The sequence below is a fragment of the Streptomyces griseobrunneus genome, from assembly GCF_046713465.1.
Classification (GTDB): Bacteria; Actinomycetota; Actinomycetes; order Streptomycetales; family Streptomycetaceae; genus Streptomyces; species Streptomyces microflavus.
On the sequence record NZ_CP177080.1, the window covers coordinates 7,167,828 to 7,190,055 of the forward strand.

The 22,228-nt window shown below is 72.2% G+C and carries 16 protein-coding genes; 8 read left to right on the forward strand and 8 right to left on the reverse strand.

The features are described 5' to 3' along the window. The first annotated feature begins 45 nt into the window (after positions 1-45). Positions 46-837 (forward strand): metal-dependent hydrolase, encoded by a 792-nt coding sequence (locus ACK8N7_RS32725; RefSeq protein WP_355120371.1) that lies wholly within the window; start codon positions 46-48, stop codon positions 835-837. Positions 838-893: 56 nt separating this feature from the next. Beyond that, complete coding sequence (locus ACK8N7_RS32730; RefSeq protein WP_403216072.1) at positions 894-2,429, forward strand: ATP-dependent DNA ligase; 1,536 nt, start codon at positions 894-896, stop codon at positions 2,427-2,429. 39 nt (positions 2,430-2,468) lie between these two features. On the opposite strand, the gene ACK8N7_RS32735 is transcribed toward ACK8N7_RS32730, so the two are convergent. After that, positions 2,469-3,830, reverse strand: coding sequence for an NAD(P)/FAD-dependent oxidoreductase (locus ACK8N7_RS32735; RefSeq protein ID WP_403216074.1), 1,362 nt, complete (start codon positions 3,828-3,830; stop codon positions 2,469-2,471). 219 nt (positions 3,831-4,049) lie between these two features. On the opposite strand from ACK8N7_RS32735, the gene ACK8N7_RS32740 reads away from it, so the two are divergent. Then, positions 4,050-4,418: a BlaI/MecI/CopY family transcriptional regulator gene (locus ACK8N7_RS32740; protein WP_031121855.1), complete on the forward strand. Its 369-nt coding sequence runs from the start codon at positions 4,050-4,052 to the stop codon at positions 4,416-4,418. Next, a complete protein-coding gene (locus tag ACK8N7_RS32745; protein WP_500444729.1) occupies positions 4,415-5,314 on the forward strand; it encodes a M56 family metallopeptidase in 900 nt (299 codons plus the stop codon). Before ACK8N7_RS32740 ends, ACK8N7_RS32745 begins: the two co-directional genes overlap by 4 nt. Before the next feature lie 12 nt (positions 5,315-5,326). Here ACK8N7_RS32745 and ACK8N7_RS32750 read toward each other — a convergent pair whose 3' ends face one another. After that, the gene (locus ACK8N7_RS32750; protein ID WP_403216078.1) at positions 5,327-6,361 is read right to left on the reverse strand and encodes a C40 family peptidase; all 1,035 of its coding nucleotides are present in this window, start codon (positions 6,359-6,361) and stop codon (positions 5,327-5,329) included. A 141-nt stretch (positions 6,362-6,502) separates the two neighbouring features. Between ACK8N7_RS32750 and ACK8N7_RS32755 the strand changes: the two genes are divergently transcribed. After that, complete coding sequence (locus ACK8N7_RS32755) at positions 6,503-8,041, forward strand: fused MFS/spermidine synthase (RefSeq protein WP_500444730.1); 1,539 nt, start codon at positions 6,503-6,505, stop codon at positions 8,039-8,041. Between the two features lie 45 nt (positions 8,042-8,086). Here the strand turns inward: ACK8N7_RS32755 and ACK8N7_RS32760 are convergent, their stop codons facing one another. From ACK8N7_RS32760 to ACK8N7_RS32780, 5 genes are all read right to left on the reverse strand, one after another. Beyond that, positions 8,087-9,868 (reverse strand): ABC transporter ATP-binding protein, encoded by a 1,782-nt coding sequence (locus ACK8N7_RS32760; protein WP_500444731.1) that lies wholly within the window; start codon positions 9,866-9,868, stop codon positions 8,087-8,089. Further along, on the reverse strand, positions 9,865-11,700 hold the full coding sequence (locus tag ACK8N7_RS32765) for an ABC transporter transmembrane domain-containing protein (RefSeq protein ID WP_403216084.1): 1,836 nt from the start codon (positions 11,698-11,700) through the stop codon (positions 9,865-9,867). Before ACK8N7_RS32765 ends, ACK8N7_RS32760 begins: the two co-directional genes overlap by 4 nt. A 164-nt stretch (positions 11,701-11,864) precedes the next feature. Then, a complete protein-coding gene (locus ACK8N7_RS32770; RefSeq protein ID WP_500444732.1) occupies positions 11,865-13,340 on the reverse strand; it encodes a Gfo/Idh/MocA family protein in 1,476 nt (491 codons plus the stop codon). A gap of 241 nt (positions 13,341-13,581) precedes the next feature. Continuing rightward, entirely contained in the window at positions 13,582-16,539 is a 2,958-nt protein-coding gene (locus ACK8N7_RS32775) for an FAD-binding and (Fe-S)-binding domain-containing protein (protein WP_500444733.1), read from the reverse strand. A gap of 101 nt (positions 16,540-16,640) precedes the next feature. Beyond that, the gene (locus tag ACK8N7_RS32780) at positions 16,641-17,060 is read right to left on the reverse strand and encodes a MarR family winged helix-turn-helix transcriptional regulator (RefSeq protein ID WP_032755746.1); all 420 of its coding nucleotides are present in this window, start codon (positions 17,058-17,060) and stop codon (positions 16,641-16,643) included. 229 nt (positions 17,061-17,289) lie between these two features. Between ACK8N7_RS32780 and ACK8N7_RS32785 the strand changes: the two genes are divergently transcribed. The 3 genes from ACK8N7_RS32785 to mltG all read left to right on the forward strand — a co-directional run bounded on the left by ACK8N7_RS32785 (position 17,290) and on the right by mltG (position 21,047). Continuing rightward, the gene (locus ACK8N7_RS32785; protein ID WP_403216090.1) at positions 17,290-19,101 is read left to right on the forward strand and encodes an ABC transporter ATP-binding protein; all 1,812 of its coding nucleotides are present in this window, start codon (positions 17,290-17,292) and stop codon (positions 19,099-19,101) included. Positions 19,102-19,166: 65 nt separating this feature from the next. Next, positions 19,167-19,778, forward strand: a complete 612-nt coding sequence (locus ACK8N7_RS32790; RefSeq protein WP_403216092.1) for a hypothetical protein — start codon at positions 19,167-19,169, stop codon at positions 19,776-19,778. Positions 19,779-20,192: 414 nt separating this feature from the next. Continuing rightward, the gene (gene mltG / locus ACK8N7_RS32795; RefSeq protein WP_500444734.1) at positions 20,193-21,047 is read left to right on the forward strand and encodes an endolytic transglycosylase MltG; all 855 of its coding nucleotides are present in this window, start codon (positions 20,193-20,195) and stop codon (positions 21,045-21,047) included. Positions 21,048-21,059: 12 nt separating this feature from the next. Here the strand turns inward: mltG and ACK8N7_RS32800 are convergent, their stop codons facing one another. Beyond that, entirely contained in the window at positions 21,060-22,181 is a 1,122-nt protein-coding gene (locus ACK8N7_RS32800) for an NAD(P)-binding domain-containing protein (protein WP_500444735.1), read from the reverse strand. Positions 22,182-22,228: the final 47 nt, after the last annotated feature.

A 22,228-nucleotide genomic window follows, 5' to 3' on the forward strand; every position in this document is an offset into this window, starting at 1 on the left:
CCGCACCGGCGATGGGCGCACCACGCTCTGGGGGCGGAAGAGACCATGATGGGACCGGCACACTCTCTGTCAGGGGCAGCGGCCTGGCTGGGGGTGGGTGCGGCGGCCGCCGCCGCAGGCCACACGATGCCCTGGCCCGTCCTGGTCGTCGGGGCGCTGATCTGCGCGGGAGCCGCGCTCGCCCCCGACCTCGACCACAAGTCCGCCACCATCTCGCGCGCCTTCGGCCCGCTCTCCAAAGGGCTCTGCGAGATAGCCGACAAGCTCTCCTACGCCGTCTACAAGGCCACCAAGAGCAAGGCCGACCCCCGCCGCACTGGCGGCCACCGCACCCTCACCCACACCTGGTTCTTCGCCGTCCTGATGGGTGCCGGCTGCTCCTTCGCCGCGATCACCGGCGGGCGCTGGGCGGTCCTCGCGATCCTCTTCGTCCACCTGGTGCTCGCCGTCGAGGGCCTGCTCTGGCGGGCCGCCCGGGTCTCCAGCGACGTCCTCGTCTGGCTGCTCGGCGCCACCAGCGCCTGGATCCTCGCGGGCGTCCTGGACCAGCCCGGCAACGGTGCGGGCTGGCTCTTCGAGGCCCCCGGCCAGGAGTACATGTGGCTCGGCCTGCCCATCGTGCTCGGTGCCCTGGTCCACGACATCGGGGACGCGCTGACCGTCTCGGGGTGCCCGATCCTGTGGCCGCTCCCGATCGCCGGCAAGCGCTGGTACCCGCTCGGCCCTCCGAAGTTCATGCGGTTCCGGGCAGGCAGCTGGGTGGAGCTCAAGGTGCTGATGCCCGCGTTCATGGTGCTCGGGGGAGTGGGCGGGGCCGCCGCGCTCAACTACATATGACGGACGCGCCGTCTTCCCGACGCGCCTGCCGCCCGGGCCCGTAGCACCATGGCCGCATGCTGCTCGCCGAGCTCGCCCAGGTCTCCCTGGAGGTCGCCGCCACCTCCGCCCGGTCCAAGAAGGTGGCGCTCCTCGCCGCGCTCTTCCGGGACGCCGGACCCGATGACGTCCCTGTCGTCATCCCGTACCTCGCCGGACGGCTGCCCCAGGGCCGCATCGGCGTCGGCTGGCGGAGCCTGGGCGATCCCGTGGAGCCCGCCTCCGAGCCCACGCTCACCGTCACCGGCGTCGACGCCGAGCTGACCGCGCTGGCGGCGGTCTCCGGCAGCGGCTCCCAGGCCCTGCGCCGCGAGCGGCTGCGCGCCCTGTTCGCCGCCGCCACCGCAGACGAGCAGCACTTCCTGCGGGCCCTGCTCACCGGGGAGGTCCGCCAGGGCGCCCTGGACGCAGTCGCCGCCGACGCGCTGGCCCGGGCCGCCGAGGCCCCGCCCGCCGACGTCCGCCGGGCCGTGATGCTCGCCGGATCGCTCCAGGAAGTGGCCCGGAGTCTCCTCGCGGAAGGACCCGGTGCGCTCGCCGCCTTCCGCCTCACCGTCGGGCGGCCGGTGCAACCGATGCTGGCCCACACCGCCGCCTCGGTCACCGAGGCCGTCGACAAGCTGGGCCCCTGCGCCGTGGAGGAGAAGCTCGACGGCATCCGGGTCCAGGTGCACCGGGACGGTGACCGGGTCCGCGCCTTCACCCGGACCCTCGACGACATCACCGACCGGCTGCCCGAAGTGGTCGCCGCCGTGGCCGCACTGGAGACCGGGCGCTTCATCCTGGACGGCGAGGTGATCGCGCTCGGCGACGACGGCAGGCCGCGCCCGTTCCAGGAGACCGCCGCCCGGGTGGGCTCGCGGCGTGACGTGGCCGCCGCGGCCGCCGGCGTACCGATCGTCCCCGTCTTCTTCGACGCCCTCTCGGCCGACGGCGAGGACCTGCTCGACCTCCCCTACGCCGAGCGCCACGCCGCCCTGGCCCGGCTGGTCCCCGAGCACCTGCGGGTCCGGCGCGCCCTGGTGCCCGACGCGGGGGACGCCGAGGCCCGCCGGGCCGCCGAGGCGTTCCTCGCCGAGACCCTGGAACGCGGTCACGAAGGTGTGGTGGTCAAGGACCTGGCCGCCGCCTACAGCGCGGGCCGCCGGGGCGCCTCCTGGCTCAAGGTCAAGCCGGTGCACACCCTGGACCTGGTGGTGCTGGCCGCCGAATGGGGGAGCGGCCGGCGCACCGGCAAGCTCTCCAACCTCCACCTCGGCGCGCGACGCCCCGACGGTACGTTCGCGATGCTCGGCAAGACCTTCAAGGGGCTCACCGACGCACTGCTGGAGTGGCAGACCGAGAAGCTGCGGGAGCTGGCGACCGGCGAGGACGGACACATCGTGACCGTACGCCCGGAACTCGTCGTGGAGATCGCCTACGACGGACTCCAGCGCTCCACCCGCTACCCGGCGGGCGTCACCCTCCGCTTCGCCCGGGTCCTGCGCTACCGCGAGGACAAGACCGCCCAGGAGGCGGACACGGTGGAGACGGTCCTCTCACGACAGCGCTGAGCGCGCCCCCTGACGAACGGGGGCGCGCTCAGCCGGTGCTCAGTGCTTGATGACCGACGACTCCATGTGCTCCTTGATCTGCTCGGGCGTCAGATAGGCGTCCGTGTACTCGAAGTCCCGCAGCGTCGCCGGTTTGCGCGACTGGAACCCGGTCCGTACGAAGTCGTCACCGGCGACCGCGTTGAGCATCCAGTTCGTCATGACCCGGGTCTTGGCCACATTCGTCCGCAGCGCCGACCAGTGGTAGCCACGCGCCACGGCCTGCGCGGGCAGCCCGTGCAGCTCGATGCCCAGCGGCTTGGACACGGCGTCCTTGCCGCCGAGGTCCACGACGAGCCCCAGATCCTTGTGGACGTAGTCCTTGAGAGGCTGATGGCGCAGCGAGGCGATCAGGTTGTCCGCCATCACCTTGCCCTGGCGCATCGCGTGCTGTGCGGTCGGCGGGCAGACCGCCCCGTCACCCTTCGCCAGGTCGGGCACCGCCGCCGCGTCACCGAGGGAGAACACCCCGTCCGCGCCCGGCAGTTTCAGCTGCGGTGTCACGGCGAGGCGGCCGCGTACGGTCTCCGCGCCGAGCGTGGCGATCAGCGGGCTGGCGGCCACCCCCGCGGTCCAGATCAGCGTCCGGCAGGGCAGCACCCGACCGTCGGTGAACGTCACTTCCTCCGCAGCGGCCCTGGCGATGGAGACCCCGAGCGACACCTCGATGTTCCGCCTGCGGAGCACCTCCAGGGCGGCCCGCCCCAGCTTGTCGCCCAGCTCCGGCATCAGCTTGGGCGCGATGTCGATCAGGTGCCACTTGATCAGCTTCGGGTCCAGCCGGGGATAGTGCTTGACGGCGCTGGTGGTGAGGCGCTGGAGGCAGGCGGCCGTCTCCGTGCCCGCGTAACCGCCGCCGACCACCACGAACTGGAGCCGCGAGGCCCGCTCGGCCTCGTCGTGACTGGCGTCTGCCAGATCGAGCTGGGCGATGACGTGGTCGCGTACGTACGCCGCCTCCGCCAGCGTCTTCATCCCGCGGGCGTGGTCCAGCAGCCCGGGGATGTCGAACGTCCGGGTCACACTGCCGGCGGCCAGCACGATGTAGTCGTACGGCTCGTTCACGATCTCGTCCGTGATCTTCCGGATGACGCAGACCTTCGCCTTCGGGTCCACGCCGATCGCTCCGCCGGGGATGATCCGGGTGCGGTGGCGGCGGCTGCGGCGCAGGGAGACCGCGACCGACTGGGGGGTGAGCACACCGGAGGCCACCTGGGGCAGCAGCGGCAGGTACAGCTGGTAGGAGAACGGTGTGACGAGCGCGATCTCGGCCTCGCCCGGAGCGAGCCTGCGCTCCAGCCGTCGTACACATTCGACACCTGCGAAGCCGGCGCCGACGACGAGAATCCTGGGTGGTGCCACGGTCTGCGTCCCTTCTCGGGCTTGCGTGGTTCTGCGCTCGCCTGCCCCGTATACCGGCCGATGCACTCCTCATCCTCACCGGATGCGGCCCGGTCCGCCTCCCGGCTGCGGTGAACGGGCCCCAGGAGAGGTTCGCGCGCCCCCTGATACGGCCGCGCGAACCTAGTATGTGAACCCGGGCGCAAGAAGGGCGCGGAGCGGACGGAAGAGGGACGGGGAATGCGACGGCTCGGAGAGCTCGAAGCCGAGATCATGGACTGCCTGTGGAAGTGGGACAGGCCCGCGACGGTCCGGGAGATCGTCGACGACATCAACCTCCGCCGCCCGGCCGCCTACACGACGGTGATGACCGTGGCCACGATCCTCCACGACAAGGGCTGGCTGACCCGGCGGAAGCAGGGGCAGGCGTGGCTCTACACACCGGTGCGCAGCCGTGAGGCGTATTCCGCGGCCCTCATGGAGGACGCCCTGGGGGCGAGCCGGGACCGCTCTGCCGCCTTCGTCCACTTCGTCGAACGGATGAGTGACGAGGAGGTCGCCGCGTTGCGCGAGGCGCTGCGCGCCACGGGACGCGGCGGCGAGCTGTGAACGCGGCCCCCGCCTTCCTCGGCTACGCGGCCGCCGTCGGCGTGCTGGCCCCACACGTGCTGCTCCGCAGCGACTGGCCCCGGCGCGCGCCCCTGCTGGCTGTCGCCGTGTGGTTCGCCCTCGCGGTGTCCTTCTCGGTCTGCGTCCAGCTGGCCGTCGCGCACCTCGCCACCCCGGGGGCGCACCTCCACGGAGTCCTCTACTCCTGCCGGGCGGCCCTGGGGCTCGGCCCGTCCACCGGCGGTGCACAGCCCTCCTGGGGGCTCATCGCGCTTGTCGTGCTGGTCGCCGCCCACATGGCCGGCTTCGCCCTCCACACCGTACGGGCGTACACGGCCCGCGCCCGGCACCGCGACGTCCTGGACAAGGTGGGCCGCCCCTCGGCGCGGTTGCGGGCCACCGTGGTGGAGCACGCCCGGCCCGCCGCCTACTGCCTCCCGGGCCGCCGCCCGAGGATCGTCCTCAGCAGCGGCGCCGTCGACGCCCTCACCCGTGCCGAGCTCGGCGCCGTCGTCGAACACGAACGGGCCCACATCCACGGCCGCCACCACCTCGTCCTCGCGGTGGCCCACGCCTTCGCCTGGATCTTCCCCGGGGTGCCCCTGGCCCGGTATCTGCGGGAGCAGATCCCCTTGCTGCTGGAGATGGCCGCCGACGACCGCGCGCTGCGCCGCAGCCCGCAGAACGCGCTGGCCACAGCGATGTTCACGCTGGCCTCCGGCCGGGCGCCGCGCGGGGCGCTCGCGGTCGGCGGCGAGACGGTGCTGATCCGCCTGAAGCGCGTTCTGGTGCCACCCCGCAGCGCGCATCCCGCCCTGCGCTGCACGGTCGGCACCGGCGCGCTCATGGCTCCGCTGCTGCCCGTCCTGCTGACGTGCCACGCCGGACTCGGGTGACAGTCGCCTCCGTCAGATCCGTACGCCCCACATGAAGGGCATCCCGCTGCGGGCGATCGACTCGTAGCGCACCTGGGCCCCCGGCTTCGGCGAATGGAGGATCTGGCCGTTGCCGGCGTAGAAGCCGACATGGCTCAGGTCCGTGCGCATGATGATGAGGTCGCCCGGCTTGAGCGCGCTCAAGGAGTTGATCCGGGTCCCGGCGTTTGCCTGGGCCTGGGAGGTGCGCGGCAGGTTCACCCCCGCCTGGCGGAACGCCCAGGAGGTCAGACCGGAGCAGTCGAACGACCCCGGGCCGGTGGCCCCCCACACGTACGGCAGGCCGACCCTGGTCTTCGCCGCCTGGAAGGCCGCGGCGGTGATGCCCGAAGCGCTGGCCTCGTTGCCGAGCTCGACCCGCTCGCTGGAGCGGTTGGCGCGCTCCTCCTTGGCGGCGATATCGGCCCGCTCCTTGGCCGTCAGCGTGTTGAGGAGCCGCTGCGCCTGTGCCAGCTTGCCCTGGATCTCCTTCTTCCGGTTCCCCAGTTCCTTCCGGGTGTCCTGGAGGTCCGCCAGCTTCGCGCCGGCCTGCGTGCGCTGCTGCCGCAGGGCGCGCTGCTCCGAGAGGAATCGCTGGAGCGCCTCCGACTGACGTGAGCCGAGCCGGTCGAGCACCGACGCCTCGTTCAGAAAGGCGTCGGGGTCGGAGGAGAGCATCAGTTGGACCGAGGGGTCGAGGCCGCCGCTGCGGTACTGGGCGGTGGCCGCGGAACCGAGCGCGCGGCGCAGCTCGTTGAGGTCGTCCTGTTTGCGGGCCACGGCCTCCTGGAGGTTGTCGGCCTCCCGTCGGAGCTTCTCCGCCGTCTCCTTGGCCCCGTTGTACTTCTCGGTGGCCTGGGTCGCGTCCTCGTACAGGCGGTCTATCTGTGCCTGCACGCCCTTCTTGTTCGGATCGGGCAGGGGATCGGCCGACGCCGACGGGGCGGACAGCGCGACGCTCACCGCTGCGGTCGCCGTGAGCACGGCGTAACCGTGGCTGGGCTGCTTGGGACGACGGTGGGACGCCACTGAGGCGGGCTCCTTCTTCCTCGTCCGCCGGCGGGACGGCCGGGCGGAGGCTGAGCCACGCATACTAATCAACTTAGTGGCTGGGTTCCAAGCGCCTCCCGGTCGCACGGAGTTCTCCCGCCCGCATGCGAGGATGCTGCGGTGACCACACCGTCCTCCCCGCCCGTGGCCGACGCCCCGCCCAGCGACCAGGGCCTGAGCCAACGCTCCGCGGCGGTCCTCGTGTTCGGATCCTCGGCCGCGGTCCTGGTCGTCGAGATCGTCGCCCTGCGCCTGCTGGCCCCGTACCTCGGTCTCACCCTGGAAACCAGCACCCTGGTGATCGGCATCGCCCTCACCGCGATCGCGCTGGGCTCCTGGCTGGGCGGGCGCGTCGCCGACCAGGTCGATCCGCACCGGCTCATCGCCCCCGCGCTCGGGGTGTCGGGCGTCGTCGTCGCGCTCACCCCGCTCCTGCTCCGCACCACCGCCGAGTGGGCCTCGCCGCTGCTCCTGCTGGTCGCGGCGGGGACCCTCCTCGTGCCCGGCGCGCTGCTCTCCGCGGTGACCCCGTTCGTGACGAAGCTGCGGCTCACCAGCCTCGCCGAGACCGGGACGGTCGTGGGGCGGCTCTCCGGCGTGGGCACCTTCGGCGCCATCGTCGGCACCGTCCTCACCGGCTTCGTCCTCGTCTCCCGGCTGCCCGTCAGCTCCATCCTGATCGGCCTGGGAGCCCTGCTGGTGATCGGCTCCGTACTGGCCGGGTGGCGGGCGCGCCGCTGGAGCCGGGCCTCGGCCATGGCGCTGGCCACCGTCGTCGCGGGCTCCCTCGCCACCGCGTTCGCTCCAGGCGGCTGCGACGCGGAGACCCGGTACCACTGCGCCCGGATCGTCGCGGACCCCGACCGGGCCACCGGCCGCACCCTGGTCCTGGACGGCCTGCGCCACTCGTATGTCGACGTCGACGACCCGACGTACCTCCGGTTCGGATACGTGCGCGCCATCGCGGCGGTGGTCGACACCACCTTCCCCGCGGGCGAGCCGCTCGCCGCCCACCACGTCGGAGGCGGCGGGCTCACCTTCCCCCGCTACCTCGCCGCCGCACGCCCCGGGACCCGCAGCCTCGTCTCCGAGATCGACGGCGGGGTCGTCCGCATCGACCGCGAACAGCTCGACCTGGGGGCGTCCACCGGCATCGACGTACGCGTGGAGGACGGCAGGCTGGGCCTGAAGCGGCTGGAAGCCGACAGCCGCGACCTCGTCGTCGGCGACGCCTTCGGGGGCGTCAGCGTGCCCTGGCACCTCACGACATCGGAGGCGCTGAGGGACGTGCACCGGGCGCTCAAGGACGACGGCCTGTACGCCGCCAACCTCATCGACCACGGCCGCCTGGCCTTCGCCCGCGCCGAAGTCGCCACGCTCGCCAAGGTTTTCGAGCACGTCACCGTCATGGGCGCCCCCGTGGACATCGGCCTGGACCCGGCCGCGACCCCCGTGGGCGGCAACCTGGTGGTGCTCGCCTCCGACCGGCCGTTCGACGCGCCCGCGATCCAGAAGGCCCTGGACACCCGGGAGACCGGCTGGAGGATCGCCACCGGCGACACCGTCACCGCCTGGACCGGTGACGCCCCGGTCCTCACCGACGACCACGCACCGGTGGACCAGCTCCTCCAGCCGCACCGCACGCGAACCGTACGGTGACGCTCGGGGGTCTCCAAGGGCCTCACCGTGCCAGGACCGGGGGTCTCACCCGTGCCAGGACCGCCACAGCGCCGCGTACGCGCCGTCCGCCGCCACCAGCTCGTCGTGGCTGCCCAGTTCGCTGATCCGGCCTTCCTCCACGACCGCGATGACGTCCGCGTCGTGCGCGGTGTGCAGCCGGTGCGCGATCGCCACCACCGTACGGCCCTCCAGCACCCGGGCCAGTGAACGCTCCAGATGACGGGCCGCCCGCGGGTCCAGCAGCGAGGTCGCCTCGTCCAGGACCAGCGTGTGCGGGTCGGCCAGCACCAGCCGGGCCAGCGCGATCTGCTGCGCCTGCGCCGGGGTCAGCGCGAACCCGCCCGAACCGACCTCGGTGTCCAGCCCCTTGTCCAGGCCCTTCGCCCAGCCGTCCGCGTCGACCGCGGCCAGCGAGGCCCACAGCTCGGCGTCCTGCGCCCCGTTCCGGGCCAGCAGCAGGTTGTCCCGCAGCGAACCCACGAAGACGTGGTGCTCCTGGTTGACCAGGGCCACATGCTCGCGGACCCGCTCCGCCGTCATCTGCGACAGCTCGGCCCCGCCGAGGGTCACCTCGCCGGTGCGCGGGGCGTAGATCCCGGCCAGCAGCCGTCCCAGCGTCGACTTGCCCGCACCCGAAGGCCCGACCAGGGCCAGCCGGGTCCCCGGAGCCACGTCCAGCGACACCTGGTGCAGGACGTCCACGCCCTCCCGGTACCCGAAGCGCACGTCGTCCGCCCGCACGTCCCGGCCGTCCGGCCCGATCTCCGTATTCCCGGCGTCCGGCTCGATCTCCCGTACCCCGACCAGCCGCGCCAGGGACACCTGGGCCACCTGGAGCTCGTCGTACCAGCGCAGGATGAGGCCGATCGGGTCGACCATCATCTGGGCCAGCAGCGCCCCCGTGGTCAGCTGCCCGACCGTCAGCCACCCCTCCAGCACGAACCAGCCGCCGAGCAGCAGGACCGCGCCGAGGATCGTCACGTACGTCGCGTTGAAGACCGGGAACAGCACCGAGCGCAGGAACAGCGTGTACCGCTCCCAGGCCGTCCACTCCGTGATCCGGCGGTCCGACAGCGCCACCCGGCGGGCACCGAGCCGGTGCGCCTCCACGGTCCGCCCGGCGTCCACGGTCTCGGCGAGCATCGCGGCGACGGCCGCGTAACCGGCGGCCTCCGAGCGGTACGCCGAGGGCGCGCGCCGGAAGTACCAGCGGCAGCCCACGATCAGCACCGGCAGCGCGATCGCGACGGCCAGCGCCAGCGGGGGTGCGGTCACGGTGAGCGCGCCGAGCAGCAGCCCCGCCCAGACGACGCCGATGGCCAGCTGCGGCACGGCCTCCCGCATCGCGTTGGCCAGCCGGTCGATGTCCGTGGTGATCCGGGAGAGCAGATCGCCCGTCCCGGCCCGCTCCAGGACCCCGGGCGGCAGACCCACCGCCCGGACGAGGAAGTCCTCGCGCAGGTCGGCGAGCATCTCCTCACCCAGCATGGCCCCGCGCAGTCGCATGGACCGGGTGAACACCGTCTGGATCACCAGCGCCAGGGCGAAGACCGCCGCCGTGCGCTCCAGATGCAGGTCGGTGACCCCCTCGGACAGGTCCTCGACCAGCCCGCCCAGCAGATACGGTCCGGCGATCGACGCGACGACCGCCACCGTGTTGGCGGCGATCAGGAGGGCGAAGGCCTTGCGGTGGCGCCGCAGCAGATCCCGTACGTAACTCCGTACGGTCGTGGGGGTGCCCACGGGCAGGGTGGTGGCCGACTCCGGGGCGGCCGGGTCGTACGCCGGTGGTGCGACGCCGATCATGCCCTCTCCTCGATTTCCTGGATGCTGTTCATGGCGGGGACCGCCCCGATGTCCTGGCGGGCTTCGGCCGCCGCCTCGTCGTCGGTCTCGCGGGTGACGACGGCCCGGTAGCGCGGTTCGGTGCGCAGCAGGTCGCGGTGGGTGCCCACGGCGACCACGCTGCCCTCGTGGACGAGGACGACCCGGTCGGCGACGTCCAGCAGCAGCGGCGAGGAGGCGAACGCGACCGTCGTACGGCCCCGGCGCAGCCCCGCGATCCCGGTGGCGACGCGCGCCTCGGTGTGCGAGTCGACGGCTGAGGTCGGCTCGTCCAGCACCAGTGCCTCCGGGTCGGTGATGAGCGACCGGGCCAGCGCGAGGCGCTGGCGCTGACCGCCGGAGAGCGACCTGCCCCGCTCGGTGATCCGGGTCCGCATCGGGTCCCGGTCGCTGTCGGGGGATGCCTGGGCCAGTGCGGCGAGCACATCGCCGCACTGCGCGGCCTCCAGCGCAGCCTCGGCGGTGACCAGGCCCGAGGACGGCACGTCCAGCAGCTCCTGGAGGGTGCCGGAGAGCAGCACCGGGTCCTTGTCCTGGACCAGGACCACGGTCCGCGCGGTGTCCAGCGGTAGTTCGTCCAGCGCGACGGCACCGAGCAGGACGGACGGTGCCTTCTTCTCCTCCTCGCTCTCCTGGTCGCCGGTTTCGGCGTGGCCGCCCAGCCGTTCGGCCAGCCGTCCCGCCTCGTCCGGGTCGCCGCAGACGACGGCGGTGAACTGCCCCTGGGGGGCCATCAGCCCGGTGGCGGGGTCGTACAGGTCGCCCGACGGAACGCCCGCTTCCGTGGCCGTCCGGTCGCTGCGGCGCAGCGACAGCACCCGTACGGCGCGCTGCGCGGACGGCCGAGAGAAGGAGTAGGCCATCGCGATCTCCTCGAAGTGACGGAGAGGGAACAGCATCAGGGTGACCGCGCTGTAGACGGTGACCAGCTGGCCCACGTCGATACGGCCGTCCCGCGCCAGCGTCGCCCCGTACCAGACCAGGGAGATCAGCAGGATGCCCGGCAGCAGCACCTGCACCGCCGAGATCAGCGCCCACATCCTCGCGGAGCGCACGGCGGCCTTGCGGACCTCCTGGGATGCGCGGCGGTAGCGGCCGAGGAACAGCTCCTCGCCGCCGATGCCGCGCAGCACCCGCAGTCCGGCCACGGTGTCCGAGGCCAGCTCGGTCGCCTTGCCCGCCTTCTCGCGCTGCTCGTCGGCGCGCCGGGTGGCGCGGGGGAGCAGCGGCAGCACGGCGAGGGCCAGCACCGGCATGGCGACGGCCACCAGCACGCCCAGGGCCGGGAGGTAGATGACGAGCCCCACGCAGACCACGACGAGCGCGATGGCGGCGGCCATGAAGCGCGAGAGCGCCTCGACGAACCAGCCGATCTTCTCCACGTCGCCCGTCGAGACGGCTACGACCTCACCGGCGGCGACCCGCCGGGTCAGGGCGGCGCCCAGCTCGGCGGTCTTGCGCGCCAGGAGCTGCTGCACCCGGGCGGCGGCGGTGATCCAGTTGGTGACCGCGGTCCGGTGGAGCATGGTGTCGCCCACCGCGATGAGGATGCCGAGGGCCAGTATCAGACCGCCGGCCAGCGCCAGGCGTGCGCCGGAGCGCTCGATGACGGCCTGGACGGCGACACCCACGGTGACCGGGAGTCCGGCGATGCCCAGCTGGTGGAGCAGTCCCCAGCCAAGGGCCTTGAGCTGTCCGCCGAGCTGATTGCGCCCGAGCCAGTACAGGAAGCGTGGGCCCGACCGTACATCGGGGTCGCCGGGATCCGTATACGGAAGATCGCGAATCTGCATGACGTCCCAGGGCTCGGTATGCGCGAGGTCCGTGCGGACCTCGGAGATACGGGGTGACCAAACCGTGCAAGGTTCGCTTCCCGCCCCCCTTCGGGGCAACCGGTTTTACGGCCGTTCCGCCCCCTGCGGGGTCCCGTGCCGAGCCGCCCGGGACCCCGCCGCCGTCATGCGGCCGGCTTCTCCGAGTCCATGCCGGACCTGGCCGTCTTCCAGGCGCCCCGGGTGAAGTCGGGTATGGGCAGCGGGGCGCCCTTGGCCTTGATGGAGAGGTGGCTGAGCGGCACCGGGGCCGTCCAGGTGGCCGCGTCGTACACGTCGAAGTCCGGGACGAGCCCGAGCCGCATGCACTGCATCAGCCGGAACACCATGATGTAGTCCATCCCGCCGTGGCCGCCCGGCGGGTTGGCGTGCTCCTTCCATAGCCAGTGGTCCCACTCGGCGTACTTCTTGAAGTCGTCCCACTGGTGGTTCGTGTTCGTGGGCTCCAGGTAGATCCGCTCCGGATAGTCCTCGAAGACCCCCCGGGTCCCGCCGAGACTGTTGATCCGGGAGTACGGGTGCGGCGACGACACATCGTGCTCCAGCCGGATCACCCGGCCCTTGGCGGTCTGCACGAGGCTGATCGTCCGGTCGGCGCCGATGTACGACTCCTTCCAGCTGGGGTCGCCCGGGGGCATGTGCTCCTTGCGGTACGCGGCGAGGCCGAGGGCGGGGGTGCCGATGCTGGTGATGGAGACGGCACGGTCACCCCGGTTGACGTCCATGTAGTTGGCGACCGGGCCGAACCCGTGGTTGGGGTAGAGGTCGCCGCGCAGCCGGGTGTGCCACAGCCGCCGCCACGGACCCTCGTAGTAGTCCGGGTCGAACATCAGCTCGCGCAGATCGTGGTTGTACGCCCCCGCGCCGTGCAGCAGGTCCCCGAAGAGACCCGCGTGCGCCATCCGGAGCACCCGCATCTCGTTCTTGCCGTAACAACAGTTCTCCAGCTGCATGCAGTGGCGCCGGGTGCGCTCGGAGAGGTCGACGAGCTGCCAGAGCTCCTCCAGCCGCATCGCGATCGGACACTCCACGCCGACGTGCTTCCCGTTCAGCATCGCCGCCTTCGCCATCGGGAAGTGCAGCTCCCAGGGGGTGGCCACATAGACGAAGTCGATGTCCCCGCGCCGGCAGAGGTTGACGTAGTCGTCCTCGCCCTTGGCGTAGACGGCGGGGGCGGGCTGCCCGGCGGCCGTCACCTTGGCGGCCGCCTTCTCCGTCTTGTCCCGGACCGGGTCGCAGACCGCCACGACCCGGACGCCGGGGACCGCGAGGAAGAGGTCGATCATGCTGTCGCCCCCGTTGCCGAGGCCCACGATGCCGACCCGGACCGTCGAGCGCCGCTCGAAGGGGACGTCGGTCATCGTGCGGCCCTGGCGGGCGGGGGCGGCGGCCGTGGCCGCCACGGTGTCCGGGGTGGCGTTCCCGGCGGCCGAAGCGGTGCCGGGGGCCAGCGCGCCGAGGCCGAGTCCGGCGCCGGCCACGCCGGCCGTGGTCCACAGCACCGAACGGCGGCTGGGGTCCTGCCGGCCGGCGTCGTCGCCGGTGTTCTGCGGGGGGATGTCCTGCGGGGGCTGTCCGGGCCGGGCGTCGTCGTCGTTCATCGAGCCTCCAGGTGGGGTGTGGGGGTTCTGACGGTGCGCGAGCGCGTCCGGTCCCGTATGTGCGTGAGCGACCGGGGACCGGGCCTCGGTAAGGACCCTGGACGGTGAGGCTGATGGTGCGCAAGGGAGCCAATTGGACTCTCGTCCTCAAACCATGGACTTTTGTTCAGGGCGTGCGAACGCCCCAACTGGTTCAACCAGTTGGGGCGTCTGACCTGCGCCGGAAGGGACCTTCGGGCGCTCAGCGGCCGGGCGGCCGGGTGGCGCGCTCCAGCTCGATCAGGGCCGAGCGGTAGGGCTGTCCGGTGGCCCGCTCCATGCCGATCTCGCACATGCGGTTGGCCGACAGATAGGCGTCGAAGTGACGGGAGTTGACCTCGGCCGCCTCCTTCGCCGTGGCCGCGTCGGTCAACTCCTTGTGCAGCATGCCCCGGTCGCCCGCGAAGGCACAGCACCCCGCTCCGTCCGGCACGGTCACCTCCTCGGCGCAGGCCTCGGCGACGACACGCAACTGCTCGACATCGCCCAGGTGTTCCATCGAGCACGTCGGATGGACGACCGCCGAGCCGGCCCTCTCGAACACCGTCAGCTCCGGCAGCAGCTCCCCGGCCGCCCACACCAGCGAGTCCACCACCGTCAGCTCCCGGTGCAGCTCCCGGTTGTCCTCGCTGAGGTAGGGCACCACCTCCTCGGCGATGCCGAGCGTGCAGGAGGACGCGTCCACGACCAGCGGCAGCGTCCCGCCCGCGGTCCAGCCCCAGACCGCCTCCACGATGCGGTTCGCCATCACCCTGTTGCCCTCGTCGTACCCCTTGGAGTGCCAGATCGTCGCGCAGCACGTCCCCGCCACGTCCCCGGGGATCCACACCGGCTTTCCGGCCCGCTCGGACACGGCAACCACGGCCTCGGCCAGGGAGAGGCCACGACTGCCCTCGGGTCCCGCCTCCGGTCCGGCGAAGATCCGGTTGACGCAGGCCGGGTAGTAGATCGCGCTCGCCCCCACCCGCGTGGTGCGGGGCAGCTGCCGGGCGGCGGAACCGGGGAGCTGGGGCAGCCATTCCGGTACGAGATCGGGGCGTACGGCCCTGCGGGCGAGCCGCGTCACGGATGCGAGGAGCCGGTCGCCGCCCCGCTTCCCGATGGCGTCCCCCGCCGCCACCGTGAGCCGCGCCGAGGCCTCCACCACGCGGAAGTTCTCCGCGGTGAGCGCGGCGATCCGCTCCTCGCGCGGGGTGTGCCTGAGGTGCCGGAAGCCCTTCATCATCGCCCCGGTGTCGATGCCGACCGGGCAGGCGAGCTTGCAGGTGGAGTCCCCGGCGCAGGTGTCCACCGCGTCGTACCCGTAGGCGTCGAGGAGTCCGGCCTCCACCGGGGAGCCGTCCGCCTGGCGCATCATCTCGCGGCGCAGCACGATCCGCTGGCGCGGAGTGGTCGTCAGATCCTCGCTGGGGCAGGTGGGTTCGCAGAAGCCGCACTCGATGCACGGGTCGGCGACCGCCTCCACCTTCGGAATGGTCTTCAGCCCCCGCAGATGGGCTCGCGGATCACGGTCGAGAACGATGCGCGGTGCGAGCACCCCCTCGGGGTCGATGACCTGCTTCGTCCGCCACATCAGCTCCGTCGCCCGCGGACCCCACTCGCGTTCCAGGAACGGCGCGATGTTGCGGCCGGTGGCGTGCTCCGCCTTCAGCGACCCGTCGAAACGGTCCACGACGAGGGTGCAGAACTCCTGCATGAACGCGTCGTACCGCTCGACATCGGCGGGGAGCGCGGCGTCGAAGGCGAGCAGGAAGTGCAGATTGCCGTGGGCCGCGTGACCGGCCACGGCGGCGTCGAAGCCGTGGCGCGACTGGAGCTCCAGCAGCGCCTCGCAGGCGTCGGCCAGCCGGTCCGGCGGGACCGCGAAGTCCTCCGTGATCAGCGTCGTACCCGAGGGGCGGGAGCCGCCGACCGCCGTCACGAACGCCTTGCGCGCCTTCCAGTACCCGGCGATGGTCCCCGCGTCCCGGGTGAACGCGTTGGTGACGGACGCGGCCGGAACCACCAGGTCGAGCCCCCGCATCACCTCGGCGGCGGCCTCCTCGAACGCCTCCTGCCCCGCCTCGTCCGGGGCGCGGAACTCGACCAGCAGCGCGGCCGTCCCACGGGGCAGGGCGGCCCAGTCGGCCGGAACGCCCTTCACGCTGACCGAGGCGCGCAGGGTGTTGCCGTCCATCACCTCCACCGCGATGGCCCCCGCCTCGTTGAACCGGGGGACGGCGGCCGCGGCGGCGGTCAGGGAGGGGAAGAAGAGCAGGGCGCTGGTGACCCGCCGGTCCAGGGGCAGGGTGTCGAGGACGACCTCGGAGATGAAGCCGAACGTGCCCTCGGAGCCGACCATGAGACCGCGCAGGATCTGCACCGGTGTCGCACCGTCGAGGAAGGCGTCGAGGCGGTAGCCGTTGGTGTTCTTGATCGCGTACTTGGCGCGGATACGGGCCGTCAGCTCCTCGTCCGCCTCGATCTCCGCCTTGAGCGCCAGCAGCCCCGCGCACAGCTTCGGCTCCGCCCGGGCCAGCTCCTCGTCGGCGACGGGACCGGCGGTGTCGACGACGGTGCCGCTCGGCAGGACGAACGTCAGCGAGGCGAGCGTCCGGTAGGAGTTGCGGGTGGTGCCGGCCGTCATGCCCGAGGCGTTGTTGGCGACGACCCCGCCGACCGTGCAGGCGATGGCGCTCGCCGGGTCGGGGCCCAGCAGCCTGCCGTACCGGGCGAGCGTCGTGTTGGCCCGCAGGACGGTGGTGCCCGGTCGGATCCGGGCCCGCGCCCCGTCGTCCAGCACCTCGATCCCGGTCCAGTGACGGCGTACGTCGACCAGGATGTCCTCGCCCTGCGCCTGGCCGTTGAGGCTGGTGCCCGCGGCCCGGAAGACGACCTCGCGGCCCTTGCCGTGGGCGTACGACAGGATCGCGGAGATGTCGTCGAGGTCCTCGGGGACCAGCACGACCCGGGGGAGGAAGCGGTAGGGGCTGGCGTCGGAGGCGTACCGCACGAGGTCGGAGACCTTCCAGAGCACCTTGTCCGCGCCGAGCAGGGCGGTCAGCTCGGCGCGGAGGGGCTCCGGGGTGCCGGTCGCGCTCCGGTCGGTGACCCGGTCGGGGGCGGGTTCGCGGGCCGTACCGGGGCGGAGGACTTCCGGCTCGGGCTCCAGCAGCGGCATCTCGGCGTCCCCTCGGCGGTCGGTGCGGTCGGTGCGGTCGGCGCGGTCGGTACAGCCGGTTCGGTCGGCGCGGTCCGGCCGTCGGTGGCCCGCGGCCGGTCTCAGCAGCGGCGCTCCGGCATTCCGTCGACCAGAGCGGAGAGCAGTCCGCCGAGCACCTCGCGCTGGCCGGCGGTCAATGGAGCCAGGATCTCCTCCGCGGCCGCCCGGCGCGCGTTGCGCAGGGAGCGCAGCGTGGCGCGTCCCTCGTCGGTGATCTCGATGCGCACGACTCGGCGGCTGTCCGGATCCGGGGCGCGGCGGACCCGTCCGCTCGCCTCCAGGGCGTCGACCAGCGTCGTCACGGCGCGCGGGACCACGTCCAGGCGCTGGGCGAGATCCGCCATCCGGGGGGCCGCGTCGTAACTCGCGACGGTCCGCAGCAGCCGGAACTGGGCCGGGGTGATGCCGATCGGCTCCAGCTGGCGGCTCTGGATGCGGTGCAGCCTGCGCGTCAGACGCAGCAGCTGCTCGGCGAGCATGCCGTCGGCGTCACGGTCACGGTCGGAGGCGCCGGCGGCACCCACAGCGTCCACGGCATCCACAGCGTTCACGGCATGTGCAGCATCCACGGGGTCGGCATCTGGGGAATCGGAGACATCCATACGGGAACAATATCAGGACCTCGTTCATTGTGAGCATAGGTAACAATGAGCTAAGCTCTGAACATCGGATACGTCCGACTGTTCCTCACGCCCCACGAAGGAGCCCATGAAACCCGACGAACCCATGTGGACGCCCCCACCCGACGCGGCCTCGGACCGGCCGCCCGGCGAGGTGCGCCGCATCCTCCGCCTCTTCCACCCCTATCGCGGCCGGCTCGCCGTGGTCGGACTGCTGGTCGGCGCCTCCTCCCTGGTGTCGGTCGCCTCCCCGTTCCTGCTGCGCGAGATCCTGGACACCGCCATCCCCCAGGGGCGCACGGGACTGCTGACGCTGCTGGCGCTCGGCATGATCCTCACCGCCGTGATGAACAGCGTCTTCGGCGTCCTGCAGACCCTGATCTCCACGACCGTCGGCCAGCGCGTCATGCACGACCTGCGCACCGCCGTGTACACCCAGCTCCAGCGGATGCCGCTCGCCTTCTTCACCCGGACCCGCACGGGCGAGGTCCAGTCCCGCATCGCCAACGACATCGGCGGTATGCAGGCGACGGTCACCTCGACCGCGACCTCGCTCGTCTCCAACCTCACCGCCGTCATCGCCACCGTCGTCGCCATGCTCGCGCTCGACTGGCGCCTCACCGTCGTCTCGCTGCTCCTGCTGCCGGTGTTCGTCGCGATCAGCCGCCGCGTCGGCCGGGAGCGGAAGAGGATCACCACCCAGCGGCAGAAGCAGATGGCCGCCATGGCCGCCACGGTGACCGAATCCCTCTCGGTCAGCGGCATCCTCCTCGGCCGCACGATGGGCCGATCCGACTCCCTCACCAAGGGATTCACCGAGGAGTCCGAGCGCCTGGTCGACCTGGAAGTGCGCTCCAACATGGCGGGCCGCTGGCGGATGTCCACCATCGGCATCGTCATGGCCGCCATGCCCGCCGTCATCTACTGGGTGGCCGGCCTGACCTTCCAGCCGGGCGGCACCGCCGTCTCCATCGGTACGCTGGTCGCCTTCGTCACGCTCCAGCAGGGGCTCTTCCGCCCCACGGTGAGCCTGCTCTCCACCGGCGTGCAGATGCAGACCTCCCTCGCCCTCTTCCAGCGGATCTTCGAGTACCTCGACCTCACGGTGGACATCACCGAGCCGGAGAAGCCCGTCCGGCTGGAGAAGATCCGCGGTGAGATCGCCTTCGAGAACGTCGACTTCGCCTACGACGACAAGAGCGGCCCCACGCTCAGCTCCGTCGACGTGACCGTTCCCGCGGGCAGCACCCTGGCGGTCGTCGGCCCCACCGGCTCGGGCAAGTCCACGCTCAGCTATCTCGTGCCCCGGCTCTACGACGTCACCGGCGGCCGGGTCACGCTCGACGGAGTCGACGTCCGCGACCTGGACTTCGACACGCTGGCCAGAGCGGTCGGCGTGGTCTCCCAGGAGACCTACCTCTTCCACGCCTCCGTCGCCGACAACCTCCGCTTCGCCAAGCCGGAAGCCACCGGCGAGGAGATCGAGGCGGCGGCCCGCGCCGCGCAGATCCACGACCACATCGCCTCCCTGCCCGACGGCTACGACACCCTCGTCGGCGAGCGCGGCTACCGCTTCTCGGGCGGCGAGAAGCAGCGCCTCGCCATCGCCCGCACCATCCTCCGCGACCCGCCGGTCCTGATCCTCGACGAGGCGACGAGCGCGCTCGACACCCGTACGGAACACGCCGTGCAGGAAGCGATCGACGCGCTCTCCGCCGGCCGCACCACCCTCACCATCGCGCACCGCCTCTCCACCGTCCGCGACGCGGACCAGATCGTCGTCCTGGACGGCGGCCGGATAGCCGAGCGCGGTACGCACGACGAGCTGCTGGACCAGGACGGCCGGTACGCCGCCCTGATCCGCCGTGACTCCCACCGGGCCCCGGTCCGGGCCTCCTGACCGCTCTCCGTGCGGCCGGACCCCGACGTCACCGGCGCACCGTCCGTACGGCATGATCCCCGCGCATGAGAGTTCTCCTCGGGGTCGAACTCCCCGGCTGCCGGATCGTGGACACCGACACCTGGCTGAACGACCACGGCGATGTGCTGTCGCTGCACTTCTTCGACCTGCCGCCGGACCTGCCGGCCGCCCTGGACGACGGCCCGGCCCTGCGCCACGGCCTGACCCACTTCACGGCACGAGCAGGCGGCGGGCTCATCGAGGCATCGGTCAAGCGGCTGGGCGAGCTGCCCGCTCTGCGTCAGATACTCAAACTGCCGCTGCCGGGGCAGCCCAGCGGCCAGGCGTTCATCGGCAGCTTCACCGTGCCGCGCGCCGCCTGCAGCACCGTGGTGAAGATCCAGGCGGCCGAGCGCGGCATGACGGGCCTGCGGGAGGCCGTGGTGCTGGCCAAGCTCGGCCCCGGGAGCTACTTCCGGCCGCATCCGTACGCCCCCGAGGTCCAGGGCGGGCTGCCCTTCCACGCCGCGGACCACGCCCAGTGGGACGCGGAATTCCCGGACCACCCGCTCACCCGGGTCCGCCGGACACTCGGCGCGCTCGCGGAGGCGGTGACGGTCGATCCCGGCTTCACCGCGCTGCCGCCGTTCGCCGGACCGGGCGGGGCAAGGGGCTGAAGCCGTAACGCAGGGCTGTGTACGGCGCCCCGGCTCCGTACACGCAGCGGCGCCGCCGCTTCCGTGGGACGGGAAGCGACGGCGCCGGGCGGAGTGATGGTCAGACGAGCCAACCCACGAAGTGGACGATGCCGGCCAGCAGGTTGGTCAGGAAGTTCATCGGGTCTGTCTCCTCGTGCGTGGTGCATGTGTGGGACGTGCGCGGTAGCGGTCTGCAGCCCGTCGACTGCGCTCTGCAATCATCACGCCCGGCGGGGGAGACGGGAAACGATTCCTCGTACGATCACGCGTTCAAGCGAACACCCGATCCCTTGTTCGTGTGTTCTGATCGTGCGGTACGGCGTTCGTGTCGCCGGAGCCGACGTCCCAGCCGGGCTACCGGCCCGGGGCCGCACCCCGGGTTAACGTGCCCGCATGGTGAACGAGTCCCCGGACGCCCGTCCCCGTCGCAGACTCCGCCCGACCCGTCGCGGAAAGATCGTTCTGGTCGTCGCCGCGCTGCTCGTCGTGTCGGCCGCCGTACTGATCCCGCTGTCCCTGATCGGGCCGGACGAGCAGAAGAAGGAGCGCCCGCAGAGCACGCTGGTGATCCCGGAAGGCTGGCGCGCCTCACAGGTGTACGCCGCGGTCGACCGGGCGCTCGGCCTGAAGTCCGGCTCCACGCGCAAGACCGTGACGACGGTGGATCTGGACCTGCCCGACCAGGCCGAGGGCAACCCCGAGGGGTACCTCTTCCCGGCCACGTATCCGATCGACTCCGCGACCAGGCCTGCCGGCCTGCTGCGCTACATGGCGGACACCGCCCGCAAACGGTTCGGGGCCGACCGCATCACCGCCGGAGCCCAGCGCAACAACGTCACCGTCTACGAGACGGCCACCATCGCCAGCATCGTCCAGGCCGAGGCCGACACCGCCTCCGACATGGGCAAGGTCGCCCGGGTCGTCTACAACCGGCTGCTCAAGGACATGCCGCTGCAGATGGACTCCACCATCAACTACGCGCTGAAGCGCTCGACCCTGGACACCACCACCGCCGACACCCAGCTGGACAGCCCGTACAACAGTTACGTACGCAAGGGTCTGCCGCCGACGCCCATCGGGAACCCGGGGGAGGAGGCCCTGCGCGCCGCCATCAGCCCCACGCCGGGCCCGTGGCTGTACTTCGTCACGGTCGCGCCCGGGGACACCCGGTTTACCGACAGCTACGACGAACAGCTGAAGAATGTGGAGGAGTTCAACCGCAACCGCCGATCGGCCGCCGCGGGCTGACGACGGCAACCGTCACACGGCCGCCCCGGCTTTCTCCTCCGCGCCCCGCCCGACGCCGGTCACGTCCTGCCGCCGGACGCCGGTCCCCTCCAGCAGCCGCAGCACCGACCGCACGGCGGTGCGCCCCGCCCGGTTGGCGCCGATGGTGCTGGCGGACGGCCCGTACCCGACGAGATGGACGCGCCCGTCCCGTACGGCACGGGTGTTCTCCGCCCGGATGCCGCCGCCCGGCTCGCGCAGTTTCAGCGGTGCCAGGTGGTCCACCGCGGGCCGGAAGCCGGTCGCCCAGAGGATCACGTCCGCCTCGACGCTCCGGCCGTCGTCCCAGGCCACCCCGGTCGGGGTGATCCGGTCGAACATCGGCAGCCGGTCGAGCACGCCCTGCTCACGGGCGCGCCGCACGGCGTCGGTGACCGGCAGCCCGGTCACGCTCACCACGCTCTGCGGCGGCAGCCCACGGCGGACCCGCTCCTCCACCGTCGCCACGGCCGCCCGCCCCCACTCCTCGGTGAACGGCTCGTCGCGGAAGACGGGTTCGCGCCGGGTCACCCAGAAGGTCTCGGCGGCGTACTCGGCGATCTCCATCAGGTGCTGCGTACCGGAGGCGCCGCCCCCGACCACGATGACGCGCCGCCCCGCGAACTCCTCGGGCCCCGGGTAGTCCGCCGTGTGCAGCTGCCGCCCCCGGAAAGTCTCCTGGCCCGGGTAGCGCGGCCAGAACGGCCGGTCCCAGGTGCCGGTCGCGTTGATCAGCGCCCGGGGGGCGTACGTACCCTCGGACGTCTCCACGAGCAGCCGCCCGCCGCTCCCCTCGCGTACGGCGCTGACCTCGACGGGCCGGTGCACGCGCAGGTCGAAGCGCTCCTCGTACGCCGTGAAGTATTCGCCGATCACCTCGGACGAGGGCCGGTCGGGATCCGCGCCGGTCAGCTCCATGCCCGGCAGTGCGTGCATCCCGTGGACCTTGCCGTACGTCAGCGAGGGCCAGCGGAACTGCCACGCCCCGCCCGGCCGGGGCGCGTGGTCCAGCACCACGAAATCGCGGTCCGGCTCCAGTCCGACGCGGCGCAGGTGGTGGGCGGCCGACAGCCCCGCCTGCCCGGCGCCGATCACGACCACGTCCAGCTCGCGCACCCCAGTAATGTTCACGTTTCTACTAACTCGCGTGGCGCCCGGGATCT

Excerpts from the sequence above, each read along its gene's own strand:
- ACK8N7_RS32785 (WP_403216090.1), top strand. The coding sequence starts at position 17,290 with ATGAAACCCGACGAACCCATGTGGACGCCCCCACCCGACGCGGCCTCG.
- ACK8N7_RS32780 (WP_032755746.1), bottom strand. The coding sequence starts at position 17,060 with ATGCTCGCCGAGCAGCTGCTGCGTCTGACGCGCAGGCTGCACCGCATC.
- ACK8N7_RS32725 (WP_355120371.1), top strand. The coding sequence starts at position 46 with ATGATGGGACCGGCACACTCTCTGTCAGGGGCAGCGGCCTGGCTGGGG.
- ACK8N7_RS32775 (WP_500444733.1), bottom strand. The coding sequence starts at position 16,539 with ATGCCGCTGCTGGAGCCCGAGCCGGAAGTCCTCCGCCCCGGTACGGCC.
- ACK8N7_RS32760 (WP_500444731.1), bottom strand. The coding sequence starts at position 9,868 with ATGATCGGCGTCGCACCACCGGCGTACGACCCGGCCGCCCCGGAGTCG.
- mltG (WP_500444734.1), top strand. The coding sequence starts at position 20,193 with ATGGTGAACGAGTCCCCGGACGCCCGTCCCCGTCGCAGACTCCGCCCG.
- ACK8N7_RS32730 (WP_403216072.1), top strand. The coding sequence starts at position 894 with ATGCTGCTCGCCGAGCTCGCCCAGGTCTCCCTGGAGGTCGCCGCCACC.
- ACK8N7_RS32765 (WP_403216084.1), bottom strand. The coding sequence starts at position 11,700 with ATGCAGATTCGCGATCTTCCGTATACGGATCCCGGCGACCCCGATGTA.
- ACK8N7_RS32740 (WP_031121855.1), top strand. The coding sequence starts at position 4,050 with ATGCGACGGCTCGGAGAGCTCGAAGCCGAGATCATGGACTGCCTGTGG.
- ACK8N7_RS32790 (WP_403216092.1), top strand. The coding sequence starts at position 19,167 with ATGAGAGTTCTCCTCGGGGTCGAACTCCCCGGCTGCCGGATCGTGGAC.
- ACK8N7_RS32770 (WP_500444732.1), bottom strand. The coding sequence starts at position 13,340 with ATGAACGACGACGACGCCCGGCCCGGACAGCCCCCGCAGGACATCCCC.